Genomic DNA, 12,832 nt, shown 5'->3' on the forward strand with positions numbered 1-12,832 from the left:
GTCCTACTGTCCTCCTCCGGGGGCAACGCCCTCCCCCGGGTCGACGATCTCGTCACGGTCGCGGCGGAACGGAATCGACAGCGCCCACCCGATGCCGAGCAGCGCGAGCAGCGTGATCGACCCGATCGTCGCCACCCGGCGCGGCAGCGGGTCCCGGTACGGCGGCGGGGCGGGCGCGGCGATCGCGCGCCCGACGTCGGCGCCCGCGCTCACCGGCTCCTGCGGCAGTTGCGCGGTGAGCGCGGCGAGTGGGTCGATGAGTCCGTGCCCGAGCCGGTCGTCGCGGCCGGAACCCGGCCCGTGCGCGGTGCGGGTGATGCGGTCCATCACCTGCCGCGCGTTCAGTTCCGGGAACCGGGCCCGAACCAGCGCGGCGAGACCGGATACGAACGCGGTGGAGAAGCTGGTCCCGTCGACGGTTCCGGTGCCCTCGGCGGTCTGTACCGCGTTCACCAGCCCCGTACCACCCGGTTTGCTGTCGAGCGAGACGATATTGCGGCCGGGAGCCGCGACGCCGATCCAGGGTCCGCCGATCGAGAAGGGCGACACGCTGCCGTCGGCTTCCACCGACGCCACCGACAACACGTACGGCGAGAATCGCGCGGGCGTCACCATGGTGTTGACCGCGCTCCACCCGGATCGATCGTTCTGCCGCTCACAAGCGCTGCCCTGCTGGATGTTTCCGGCGGCGGCCACCACGACGACATCGCGGTCGTGGGCGTACTTCACCGCCGCGCCCAGCGCCGCGTCGGCCGGATCGCCGCTCACGGGTGTGCACGCCACCTCGGAGATGTTGATCACCGTCGCCCCCATGTCCACGGCGCGGACCACCGCCGCCGCGAGGGTCAGCACGGTGCCGTAGCCCGACTGAGCGATCCGCCCTGGCCCCTCGTTCCGGTTCCGGTCGCTGGCCTCGTACGCGAGGCTCAGCTGACGGATGGCGAGGATTTCCGCGTCCGGCGCCACCCCGGCGAACGCGTCGCCCGGCGCCGGCCGGGCGGCGATCAGCCCTGCCACCAGGGTCCCGTGGCCATCGCAGTCCACGGTGCCGTCGCTGCCGGAGACGAAGTCGCCGCCCGCTTGCAGCGCGGGCAGCCGGGGATGCCGATTGACGCCGGTGTCGATCACCGCCACCTTCTGTCCGGCGCCGGTACTGAACCGCCAGGCCGCGGGTAGATCGAGCACCCGCTGCGCCGCGGGCGGTTCTTGCGGCGGCCCACCGGAGAGCGAAGGCTCGGCACATGTGTGCCGCTGTTCGGTGGGCTCCGGCGGCCCGCCCCGCGCGTTGACGGCGAGCGCGGCGCCGAGTGCGCCGTCGTCGACGACCGGTGGCGCGGAGGCCGCCGCCGGGGCGGACAAGACGACGAGCGCCGAGGCCACGGCGGCACCTGTGCACCGCGCGAGCCGCGCGCGGAAACGGGGTGGCGGAATGGTCATCCGGATATCACCGAACTCCGTCGCCGTGTCACAGATTCCGCGCGGCCGAATATACGCCCATGATCCACAGCACCAAGGGGACGATGGCCACGATCAGCAGGTACTCGAAGATCTCGCCCGCGCGCCGCGTCACCGGCGTCATCTCGGTGTGCGGGCCGATGACGCCGAACGCCACCGCGGCGGCGCCCAGCGCGAAAACCATGGCGGCGCACGGGACCAGCGATTCCGGGCGTCCGAGCGCCACGGCGACGGGCAGCGCGAACAAGGTGGTCACACCACCGCCGATGAGCGTGGCGGCTTGTGTCAGGTCGGCGAAGGAGCGACCGCGCAGGCACAGGATTAGCGCGATGATCACCGCCAAGGTGACTCCCTGCCAGCGGGCCGATCCCAATGGGTCCGCGGCGACGACCGCGGCGACGACACCCGCCGCGGTCGCGCCGATGATCACACCCGACTGGTACTCGTTCGCCGCGCGGGCGCGCAACTCGAGCCCGGCGGCGGACGGCAGCGCCGAGGCGCCGATGGCGCCGATGTCCTCGATGGTCGGGCGCGGTTCGTGATCGGCCGGATCGATCGCCGCTCCGGCGGTCGGTACCGGGGGCACGGGCAGCCGGGCCGCGGCCACCGCGAGGCGGGCCGCCGAGCCGATCACGATGACGGACGCGACCACGACGCCCGCCGCGATCTTCGGGAAATCGAACTCCCACACCATCCGCACGAAAGCGGCGACACCGGTGAACAACACAGTGGTGATGACGGCCGCGAACATCGTCGCCCCGACGCCGGTGACGCTGTAGCCGACCGCCGCCGCCACCAGCGCCGCGACCGATCCGAGCAGTAGGTGCGGGCTACCGACCGATCCCGGCACGAACAGCACCGCCGCGGCGAAGATCAGCACCATGGCGTGCAGGGACAGCAGCACCGCCGCCGTCCTGGCCTGATACCTCCGGATCGCGATCACCGCTGAGACCAGCGCCGCCACACCGACACCGGCGGGAAGGAAACCGATCGGCCAGCCCGCGCCGTCGGCCTTCGCCAGGAGCAGCAGCCCGGTGGCGGCCAGCGCGGCGACCAGCGCGGCGAGCAGACCCATCCATGTCGCCGAGATCGGCGACCAGCTGCGGTACCCCGCGGTGGTGAGTTTGGAAACGGCGTCGATCACATCGTCGAACAGCGCGGGGGATTCCTTCGCCGCCACCGGGCGCAGCACGAGCAACTCGCCGTCGTACACCTCGGCCTCGGTGAGCGTCTGATTCGGGGCGATGGGGTCGCGCCCGATGCGCGCCAGGGTCCAGTGCTGGGTGACCAGCGGCGCGCCTTCCTCGTGCTCGGTGAGATCCGGATTCCGCGATTCGATCAGCTCGACCACGTCGGTGATGAACGCGGCGATCGGCACGGTGGCCGGCAAACCCAGGTCCACCTGAGTGTTGCCGCCGATCACCGATACCCGACACAGCTCCGGATCAGCGGCGACCACACCGCCGGTCGACGACTCTGTCACTGGCTCGCAGACTCCCTACACTTCACCCGGTCCCCCTCGGCAACAGTCTCAATCTAACCCAGGCCGAGCCGGTATGCTGAGCGAGAATTCGCTCATCCCGAAGGTTTTGGGGGCCAACCCGCATGACCGGCAATCGCCAAGCACAACGCGCCTTCGACGCGGGCGTCCTCTCTCTCGGCCTCGCCATCGACGGCCAGGAATCGACGCGCGACCTCGACTACGCCAAGCTGGCCTTCACCAGGGCGACCGAATGGGATCCCGACATGTGTGACGCCTGGCTGGGTCGCGCGGCGGCGGGTGAGGTCACCCGCGAAGTGTTGTTCAACCTGCACAAGACCAGTCAGCACACGCTGTTCCGTGAGCAGCGCAGGCTCGGGTTGCGGCCGCGCGAGCTCGCCGGGCGGTTCGTGGCGGGCCAGTACATCGACTACCCCCTCGCCGGCTACACCGAGATCTGGCTGGCGCAGGCGTCGCAGCTGATCACGGACGGCGAGTTCGACGAGGCCGAGCGGGTGCTCGACGAGCTCGCGGCCTACCGAAAGACTCAACTCTCCCAAACGGATCACGAGATCGACGAACGGATCAGCGCCTACGTCCGCGGGGTGCTGCACTACCAGACCCAGCGATGGCCCGATGTGATGTCCGTCCTGGCCGGATCCACCGAATGGGACGACCCCTACCTCGCCGCGGGTGCGCACGTGATGGTCGGGACGGCCTGTGCGCAACTCGGCCTCTTCGGTGAGGCGATCCGGCGCATGGAGCAGGCCGAAGCCGGCCCGATTCCGGCGGCGGCGACCACCGCGCGATTCTGTCGCGGACTGTGCCTGCGCGAGACCGGTCATGAGGAACAGGCCCAGGCGTTGTTCGAGAAGGTGTTCTCCGAAGCGCCGGATTTCGAGGCCAACACCATGGCCATGCGAGATCGCAAGTACCGCTTGACCGTAACCACGCGCGAGCAGATCGAGGCCCGCACCGACCGCTGGGATCCCGCGTCCGCGCCGTCGGCCGATCAACTCGGACAGCAGGAACGCGACGACAAGGCCAAGCAGATCCTGCAAGCCGCGCGCGCCGAACTCGACCAGCAGATCGGGTTGGCCGCGGTGAAGGTGCAGGTCGCCAAGCTACAGGCCACCGCACAGTTGGCGAAGGTCCGCGCCGAGAAAGGCATGGCCTCGGTACCGCGCGGCCAGCACCTGGCATTCACCGGGCCGCCGGGCACCGGCAAGACCACGGTCGCGCGAGTGGTGGCCAAGATCTATTGCGGACTCGGCTTGCTCAAGACCGACAACCTGGTCGAGGCCAAACGCGCGGACTTCGTCGGCCAGCACCTGGGTTCCACCGCGATCAAGACATCGAAGCTGATCGACAGCGCCATGGACGGCGTGCTGTTCATCGACGAGGCGTACACGCTGATCCAGACCGGCCTGTCCGGCGGCGACGCGTTCGGCCGCGAGGCGGTGGACACCCTGCTGGCACGGATGGAGAACGACCGCGACCGCCTGGTGGTGATCATCGCGGGATACGACGGTGAGATCGACCGTCTGCTGGCGTCCAACGACGGTCTGGCCTCCCGGTTCGCCAAACGGGTGAAGTTCGACTCCTACACCCCCGAGGAACTGGGGCGGATCGGGCAGTTCATCGCGGGCAGGCGCGATTCGGAGGTGTCGGACGAGGCGCTAGCGCTGCTCGTCGCCGCCTGTGCCGACCTGTACGAACGGCAGACCACGGATCAGAGTGGCGCAATCCGGCGCGGGATCGATATCGCGGGCAACGGCCGGTTCATCCGCAACGTCATCGAGGCTGCCGAGGAGGAGCGGGAGTTCCGCCTGGCCAGTGACGACAGCCTCGACCTCGCGAGCCTGGACGAGTCGACGCTCATGCGCATCGAGGCCGACGACATGCGCAACGCGTTGGACAACGTGCTGGCGACTCTCCGGTAGGCGGCCCCCACACCGGGACGCCGCCGACCCCGCTCAGGGCAGCCCGGTCGGCAGCGTGTCGTGGCTGACGAGGGCGTTCTCCCTGGTCAAACTCGTACCCGGCACCAGCTGACCGACGATCGCCCAGGGGGCGAGCCTGGGCTTCTCCTCCAGGCCCAGCAACGCGGCCGTGGTCGGATCGGGAACGCCGAAGCGAATTCCGTTCTCCGCCACATAGAACAGGCTGCCGCGCCGCTCGCTCTCCGGGTAGATCCCCGTGACCTGGACGTACTCGCCTGTTCCCGGCGGAATGTAGGCGGCGTCGATACGGTCGCCACCGCCGTCCGCAGTGGCCAATTCCACGGGTGCGGCCGAATCCCGCAGCGGTAGTTCACGACCCGCGAGCAGTGCCACCGCCGCAGCGGGCGCGTCCGTCCCTCGCGACCACGACAGACAACCGACCGGGGCGTCCTCGGCGGACTTGATATCGGGTATCTCCCGCGGAAAGCGGTCCACCGGAAGCGTGTTGCGCACCGGAACACCGACCAGACGGTCCGGCGGCACCGCGACGATATCGGTCATCTCCTGGGAGTTCGAGGTCCGGATCAGTTCGGCGGCGAACGGCGACACCGGCTGCACCCCGTCGGGAAGAACGACATACAGATCCTCCGAAGCCACGGTGCGCACCCGGATCACGCCGCCGACCGGAACATCCGACAGCGCACCGGGTCCCGGCCCGCCGACACCGTCGATGGCAGGTGAGCGCAGCGGCGGCACTTCTACCGTGGCGTTCAGCAAGCCCGCGCTGATCGCCCGCGGTGTGCGCTCGGCCAGCCCGAGCGCACGCACCAACACGGGATCCCCGAGATCCAGTTCGGCGCGCCGGCCGTCGAACAGCAGGTAAGTCTTGCCGCCTTTGGTCACCAGCATCGTCTCCGCGCCCCCCAGCGGACGAGCCGCGTAGTCGGCGTCGGTATCCAACGCGCCCGCGATCGCCGTCGTCTTCACATTCGCGGTCGCGCGCCCGGCGTCGGAAAGGGCGACGGTGTCGCAGATCGTCCAGGTGGAACGGTCGCCCGCCGACGATCCGGGCAGCAGCCCCGGCGCACCGGGAATGCCCAGCAGCGGCCCACGCGGCCGATCGGTGAGCTTGGACGTCTTCACCGAGGTGGGTTCCTCATTGGTGCCGGTGATCAACCGTGCCGACGCCAGATTGAGCACCGGGTGCAATCGATCGTCCACCACCGCGTACAGGGCGCCCGTTTCCTGTGCCATGACGATCTTGGCGTCGCCCACCGCGCCCTGCGGGCGCAGGAACGACAGGATCGCCGCGCCCGCGACGACGAGCAGGCCCAGCACCGCGCCGACGATCAGCGAACGGGACTGGGAACGCATCGGATCGTGCAGCATCCGCACGTCCCGCCGGATGAGCGCATGCTCGTACCGGCGCAACAGGAAACGGTAACCGTTGACTTGTTGCCTGGTGGTCAGCTGAGCGGGCACGAAACCCTCCGAATGGCCGCGGGCGGAACAACTGCGAGACGAGACGCCCCGGCGCGGTTGTGCCCCCGGTCCGGTGATCTCGTCGGACAACAGTAGCGAAGGGCGGCGAGTTCGGTCCATGATGAGCGTATGGCGTCCCCTACGGCCGAGGCGGCCGCAGATGCCCCGGTGCATCCGCTGCGTTCCACACATTTCTGGTTGTTTCGCATGTTCCCGCTGCGCCGGGTGCTTTTCGTACTGTTGTTGGCGAACGCGAGCGCCCTGGCCGCCTTGATTTTCGGCGCCGAACCCTGGGTAGCGGCCGGAATCGCCGTCGCGGTCTTCGTGCTGTTTCTGGCGCCATTCCGTGGGGTGTGCCTGGCCGCGTATATCGCCGAGAAGTTCACCTTCGCCCGGCAGAAAGTCGGCAAGCGTTCCGCGCCAGTCCACCGAACCCCGTTCGATGTGCCCCTACCCGACGGCGGCAGTTACGGAATGCGCTGGGATGGAAGGCATGTGATCACGATGCTGCGCTTGGACGTACCGCCACCGTTCGTGACCCGATTGAGCCCGAGCGGACTCAGCACCGGCGACAAGGTGCCGCTTCCCGAGTTGGCGCGCTGCCTGAACCAATTCGACATCGGGCTCTCCTCGATCGACATCATCAGCACCGGTTCCCGCACCGCGAGCGCCGGCCCCGTCGCGCGACTCTACGATCAGATCCTCGGCCCCCTGCCCGCGGTCGCGCACCGCACCGTGTGGGTGGTGCTGCGGCTGGATCCGCTCGCCAACGCCGCCGCCGTCGATCGGCGCGGCGGCGGCTCGACCGGAGTGCTGCGCTCGGTGATCGTGGCCACCCAGCGGGTCGCGAATCGACTCGCCGCGCACGGGATCACGGCCTCGGTGCTCACCGGTGCGGAACTGAACTCGGTCGTGCACCAGCTGACGCACGGCGTCGAACTGGACGACTTCACCGAACGACCGGACGCGCTCGAGCACGGCGACATGCACACGACGACCTACCGTGTGGAGCTGGATCAGCTGGGCCCGCGCGGATTCGCCGACATGTGGACGACCTCGACGATCGCGACCACGGTGACCATGCGATTGCGCCGGGCGCCGGAGGAACCGGGGCACAAGCGTTCCGACGCGACGGCGGGACAGCGCATCGACGTCTCCGCCCTGGTGCGCTTCACCACCCGCGCCGAACCGGGAGAGCTGAACCTACCCGGCCTGATCCCGTTGCCGGGCAGGCAATATCGCGCACTGATCCAGACCCTGCCGATCGACAGCGCGGAGCTCGCACTCCCGGAGGAGAGCGTGATCGGCGACGCCGACGCGCTCACCGAGCTGACCACCCCGATCGCGGGCTGCGGGCAGCTCGTCGGCGCCGACGAATCGGGGCAAGGCGTCGCGGTCCCGCTGATCGGCCCGCACGTGCGGCGCGTGGACATCGTCGGCGGCGTCTTGGTGGCCAAGCAGGTGATTCTGCGGGCCATAGCTATTGGGTCAACCGTGGTCGTCCACACCAGTCGCCACGAGGAGTGGCGGAAGATGGTCGACTACGTCGGCTCTCCCGGCCTGACGCTGGCCACTTGGTCAGCCGGATCACAGCAGGCGAACTCGCATCGTTCGGCGAATGTTGTGGTGTACGACGGCGTGCCCGTCACCGGGCATCACTCCGATACGACGGTGGTCACGGTACGCGGACCGGGAGCCGGGCCCACCGGGTTCGAGCCGGATATCACGCTCGTCGAAGACGCGACGGAGCCGAATGTGGTCACCGTCCTTTCGGCCTCCGGAAAAACCGTAGTCCGCATGGTGGCGACGCCGTTCGAAATCAGTTACCTCGGTGTGCCGGAACCGGTTCGGGCATTGCAGGACATGTCGGCCTGAAACGCCGCGGTCGTCGCGATCTCCGTACGGAGATCGCGACGACCGGGCGTGTGGCGAAGCGGTGGGGCGAACTCATCCCACAGCGCGTCAGAAGGCGTTGTAGACCCTGCGGTCGGCGGCCTTCGCATTGTCGAACGCCGCATTGATCGCGTCGCGCAACTTCCCGATCTTGACGTGGGTATCGTCGAGTTCGCCGGTTTCCTGCGCATTGGTCAGCAAGTCCATCCGCTCCTGGAAGATCCCGGCGGCCTCGTTCTCTTCCCAACCGTGCCGGACGAGCTTGGCGCTGGCCGCGAGCAGAGCGGCCTTGTAGGTCCCGAGATCGCTGATGTAGCCGTCCATCTCGGCGATCAGTGCGGCACGAGTCGATTCTGTGTACAGCATGGTGTGCTCCTGGAATGGTCTGCGGTGTCAGACGAGATTGGTCAGCGCTTCGACGTTGTCGGGATCGATCTGCGAGTAGGTCTGGTTGCCCTCGAACACGACCTCTTTGATCGCCTCGATCTTCTGGTTGATCCGGACCGCCTCGTCCTGCCATTCGGTGGCGACCTGCTGGCCCTTCACCGCCGCGTCGCCTTCCCAGCCGGCACGGGCGGCGTTGAAGGAGTCCTCCACCTTGCGAACGGTGGTCTGGATACCCGAGATGGCCTCCATGAACTCGTTGACGACGTCTGCCGCTTCTTTTTCGGTAAAGCTTGTCTGACCGGTCATTGTCTACCCTCTCATCAGGTGATTTTCGGTGGCTCCGCCGGCACCTTTCGACGGCGGAGTCGGTCGCTTCGTGATTTCCGACGCGTCGACTAGGGCATCCACCTCCCCCCGGGCAAGGTGTCGATCAGCGCCGAAATCGCCTGGGCGATGCGATGATCCGAACCCGGTGTGAAGGTGGACCAGATGGTCAGGTCCGCGGACGAACCCGGGCTCGCGACGATCCGACCCCGTTCGGTGTCGTAGATCGCCACGGCACCGGTGGATCTGGTGCCGGCGCCCTCGGCATGGGCGTAGGCGACGACCTCGGTCCGAACCCGGCAGCTGGCCATGGCGAGGCCGAACTCCATGGCCTCGCGGTCGTCGACGCCCAGCGTCAGCGCCACCTGCGCGAAGCCCGCGGCATCGGTGGCAGCGTCCAGACGGGGACGCAGTTCCGCGGCGGGCGCGCTGAAATCACCGATCGCGGCGGCCGGACAGGGGCCGAGCATGTCGAGCACCGGCTTGGCCAGCGCGGCGCCACTGTCGTCGGCCCATGTGGTGCGCACGTCGAACGCCGTGCCCACGCGCGTCGCGACGGCGTGCGCGGAGCCGTTGCGCGCCAGGCACATCCGCCTACTCTCGGTCTGGCCGTAACTGCGCGCGATCAGTTCCCGCTCGGGCCGGGCGAGCACATGGAGCGCGTCGGCGAGCTCGCCGCGCACGTCGTCGTATCCGTCCACGAGTCCGGCCCGCCGCAGCTCGGCGCGCGCCGCGTCCTGCGCCGCGCGCCACGCCGCCTCGGAATCCTGCTGTGGCCCCACGCCGAGGACGCCGGGCAACGTCTGCACACCGAGCAGGTCCGCCGCCACCAGCAGACCGTCGTTGGTCATGGTCGTCACGGCGCGGCCCCTGTCTGCTCGCCCCGCGGCTCGGTGGCGCCGAGCACCGCGGGTGCGGCGTCGATTCCCGCCTCGATCTCGAGACCGGTGCCGGGCAGACCCGCGGCGGCGGCACGGATCGTGCGACCCTCTTCGCCCGCGGCCGCGGCTGCGGCCGGCGCCATACCCAGCGGCGCGGCGGGGACTCGGCCCGCCTGATCAGCCGCCGAACTCGACTGCCCGGGAAGTATTTCCACACGCGGCACGTGCTGCGCCAAAGTCCTGGCCTGATAGGCCGTCGGCTGCCGCATGGCGGCCATCCCGCCCAGCGCGGGGATCGCACCGGCGGGTGCGAACGCGGGCGCGACGCTCGGCGAAGGCGTGGCCGCCGCCTGTTCCGCCTCCAACGCCGCCGGCGACGCGATCACCGGTGGCTGACGCGACTCCCAGGGTTCGGCCAGCGCTGTCGAGGCCGACTCATAGCTCTGCATCACCCGGGCGGCGTTCGCCTTGGCCAGATCTCGCTCCTCGTCGACCTGCGCGGCCGCGGCGACCAGTGGCCCACCGAGCGCCGCTCCGGCCTGTTCGATACCCCGGCCGAGGGCCTCCAGCGCGGCGAGCTCGTCCACGTGCGGCATCGCCAGTTGCGCGACCTCGTACGCGACGACTTGACCGGCCACCCGCGCGGCGTTCTCCCCCGCCGCGGCCGCCGCCTCGACGAGCCACTCGCGCAGCTGCGAAATCCGCTGGACCACTTCCTCGGTGGCGTGTGATCGCCACGACTCCCTGATCTTCCCGATGACCTGGTCGTACTCGACGACGGCCGCGCCGAGACTCGCCGCCAGCCTGGCCCACGCGGCGGCCGACTCCGCCATCGGCGCCACGCCTGCGCCCGTGGACAGCTCGCGGGCCAGTCGATCCGTGGGTCTGGCCTGCCAGATCACCCCGGTGAAGCCGATGACCGGAGGCTCGATCATGGTGTCTCGATTCCGGGTTCAGCCCGCCGCCGCGCCGAGCGCGTCGGCGTTGCCCGCATCCATGCCGACCATGTCGGCTGACTGGGAACGCAAGGTGGCGGCCAGCTTCCGCATCTCCAGCACCCCGTTGGCCGCGGCCTCCCGGTAGGACGAACCGACCGTCGACAAGGTCTGCGCGACCCGCAGCGACACCTCGTCGGCGCCGGGCGCCGGCACGGCGAGCGCGGGACCGTCGACGGTCAGATCGTGTTCCAGCCGGGCGACGAGCGCGTCCAACGCGGCGGCCGCCTGACCGGCTCTAGTCGGATCGAATTCCATGAGTGCTCCCTGCTCGATGGCTCGTGTTCTAAAGGGTCAGCGCCTTGTCGGGCGGTTCGGTGCCCGGCACCTCGGTCACCCGTTCCACCGCGCCCACGACGGGCAGCGACGCCCCCTCGATCTCTCCCACGACCTCGTTGCCGTGTTCCTCGGTGACCAGCTGGCCGCGCAACCCGTCGGCGGTGCTCTCGGCGCCGCGCGCCATGCCGGCGGCGCCGGCGCCCATGGGCATCATGCCCGCGCCGGGGCTCATCATTCCGCCACGCGGGCCGGAGCTCGCGCCGGGCGCGACTGGTTGTCCGGCACCGGCGTTGGTACCCGCCGAACCCAGGCCGCCCGCCGTATTCGCACCGCCCCACGGCGTCAGCTGGCGGACGGCGCCGGCGGCGCCACCGCCACCCACACCACCGACCATGCCACCGCCACCGCCGCCACCGGCGAGTCCGTCGCGCGAAAGCTTCTCCGCGTCCTCACGATCCGGGGTGACCACCGGTTTCGGCGGAGCGAGCGCCTGATGGATCGAGGACACCTGTTGCGGCAGGCTGCCCGCCAACTGGGAAAGCGGGCCGAGGATCTGCATGATCTGCGACATCGCCTGCGACGGATCGACATTGCTCGGGGCGTTGGTCACCGGGACCTTGGTACCGGTCTCGGTCATCGCCGCGCTGTGCACCGAGAGTTCGCCGCGCGTCTTGGCCACCACCGCCAGCGCCTCGGCGATCGTCTCGGTGGTCAAGCCCACCAGGAACACCTGGCCCGCGCCGGTGGCGAGAAACGGCGCGGCCGCCGTGGCCGATGCCACGAACTTGGCGATCACCCCCGCCATCAAGCCCGCGCCTTGGAACACCGAGCCTGCCGCGGAGGTGACACCGACCGAGGTCTGAGCGCTCTGCTGCGCGACCGCCGCGGTGTCCTTCGATGTCTCGGCGCCCTTCTGGGCCGCCTCCATGGCGGCCATGCTCTGCCAGATCGCCATCACGGCCTGTAAAGCCGTGCTACCGAGCGTGGTCGCGGTCTGCAATACCGTGGACACGATCTGCATCATCTGCGCCGGATCGACCGGTGGCGCCGCCGGCTCCTGACCAGCCGCGGGCGCGGCCCCCTCGGCGGCCGCCGGTGCCGGTGCGGCGGAAGGCAACACGCCGGTACCGAATCCGCCGGCGAGATCGGTGAGAGGCTTGGCGAGCGCGGACAGGTCGAGCACCGGCAACGGCGGCATATCCGGCAACGGCGGCAGGCCAGGGATTTCCGGCAGCGCGGGAATGCCCATATCCCGCAGGACGTCGTTCACCGGGCGATCCAGCATCGGCCCGACGGGGCTCTGCCGAAGCAGATCCACTACCGATTGGTCCAAAGGCGCATTCATGAGCTGGATATGACCCCGAGCTCGGCCGCCGACGACGCATCGGTCACGTCGTAGAGAGCAGCCGCCTCGTGTGAGGCCACCGCCGTCATCGCGTACACGTGCGCCAGTTCGGCGACCGACATCATGTTATTGGCCTGCGCGTAGGCGAAGGCGGCGAGAAAGTCCTGGCCGATCAAACCGAAAACCGGAATGGCCGCGGCGATCGTCGCCGCCTGGTTCGCCGCACCGGCAACCGCGACTTCCCCGGCCATGACCGCCGCGGTGTTCCCGTACTGCCGAATGGCATCCGATGTGACGGCAATCTTGTCCATTCGAAACCTCAGCTACCAGAAGACGATTGGCACGGACTTCCTCAATGTACCGGATGG

The 12,832-nt window shown here is 69.4% G+C and carries 12 protein-coding genes; 2 read left to right on the forward strand and 10 right to left on the reverse strand.

Going from position 1 to position 12,832, the window contains the following annotated elements:
- Window positions 1-3: 3 nt before the first annotated feature.
- Together mycP and eccD are read right to left on the reverse strand one after the other, a co-directional pair.
- On the reverse strand, window positions 4-1,437 hold the full coding sequence (mycP, locus tag DFR74_RS20800) for a type VII secretion-associated serine protease mycosin (protein WP_067507373.1): 1,434 nt from the start codon (window positions 1,435-1,437) through the stop codon (window positions 4-6).
- Between the two features lie 28 nt (window positions 1,438-1,465).
- The gene (eccD, locus tag DFR74_RS20805; RefSeq protein WP_067507376.1) at window positions 1,466-2,938 is read right to left on the reverse strand and encodes a type VII secretion integral membrane protein EccD; all 1,473 of its coding nucleotides are present in this window, start codon (window positions 2,936-2,938) and stop codon (window positions 1,466-1,468) included.
- Between the two features lie 122 nt (window positions 2,939-3,060).
- Between eccD and eccA the strand changes: the two genes are divergently transcribed.
- Complete coding sequence (gene eccA, locus DFR74_RS20810) at window positions 3,061-4,878, forward strand: type VII secretion AAA-ATPase EccA (protein ID WP_067507379.1); 1,818 nt, start codon at window positions 3,061-3,063, stop codon at window positions 4,876-4,878.
- Between the two features lie 33 nt (window positions 4,879-4,911).
- On the opposite strand, the gene eccB is transcribed toward eccA, so the two are convergent.
- The gene (gene eccB / locus DFR74_RS20815) at window positions 4,912-6,360 is read right to left on the reverse strand and encodes a type VII secretion protein EccB (RefSeq protein WP_067507381.1); all 1,449 of its coding nucleotides are present in this window, start codon (window positions 6,358-6,360) and stop codon (window positions 4,912-4,914) included.
- A gap of 129 nt (window positions 6,361-6,489) precedes the next feature.
- Here eccB and eccE point away from each other — a divergent pair, with 129 nt between their 5' ends.
- Window positions 6,490-8,235, forward strand: coding sequence for a type VII secretion protein EccE (eccE, locus tag DFR74_RS20820; RefSeq protein WP_067507384.1), 1,746 nt, complete (start codon window positions 6,490-6,492; stop codon window positions 8,233-8,235).
- 87 nt (window positions 8,236-8,322) lie between these two features.
- On the opposite strand, the gene DFR74_RS20825 is transcribed toward eccE, so the two are convergent.
- From DFR74_RS20825 to DFR74_RS20855, 7 genes are all read right to left on the reverse strand, one after another.
- A complete protein-coding gene (locus tag DFR74_RS20825) occupies window positions 8,323-8,619 on the reverse strand; it encodes a hypothetical protein (RefSeq protein ID WP_067507387.1) in 297 nt (98 codons plus the stop codon).
- A gap of 27 nt (window positions 8,620-8,646) precedes the next feature.
- Window positions 8,647-8,946, reverse strand: a complete 300-nt coding sequence (locus DFR74_RS20830) for a WXG100 family type VII secretion target (RefSeq protein ID WP_084537481.1) — start codon at window positions 8,944-8,946, stop codon at window positions 8,647-8,649.
- A gap of 89 nt (window positions 8,947-9,035) precedes the next feature.
- Entirely contained in the window at window positions 9,036-9,815 is a 780-nt protein-coding gene (locus DFR74_RS20835) for an ESX secretion-associated protein EspG (RefSeq protein ID WP_325050990.1), read from the reverse strand.
- Window positions 9,816-9,820: 5 nt separating this feature from the next.
- Complete coding sequence (locus DFR74_RS20840; RefSeq protein WP_067507393.1) at window positions 9,821-10,780, reverse strand: PPE domain-containing protein; 960 nt, start codon at window positions 10,778-10,780, stop codon at window positions 9,821-9,823.
- A gap of 18 nt (window positions 10,781-10,798) precedes the next feature.
- Entirely contained in the window at window positions 10,799-11,098 is a 300-nt protein-coding gene (locus DFR74_RS20845; protein ID WP_067507395.1) for a PE family protein, read from the reverse strand.
- A 28-nt stretch (window positions 11,099-11,126) separates the two neighbouring features.
- Window positions 11,127-12,464 carry a hypothetical protein gene (locus tag DFR74_RS20850; protein WP_067507398.1) on the reverse strand — a complete coding sequence of 446 codons (1,338 nt, stop codon included), beginning with the start codon at window positions 12,462-12,464 and terminating at the stop codon, window positions 11,127-11,129.
- Window positions 12,461-12,775: a type VII secretion target gene (locus tag DFR74_RS20855; RefSeq protein ID WP_067507401.1), complete on the reverse strand. Its 315-nt coding sequence runs from the start codon at window positions 12,773-12,775 to the stop codon at window positions 12,461-12,463. Before DFR74_RS20855 ends, DFR74_RS20850 begins: the two co-directional genes overlap by 4 nt.
- Window positions 12,776-12,832 lie beyond the last annotated feature (57 nt).

The organism is Nocardia puris (assembly GCF_003315035.1).
GTDB lineage: Bacteria > Actinomycetota > Actinomycetes > Mycobacteriales > Mycobacteriaceae > Nocardia > Nocardia puris.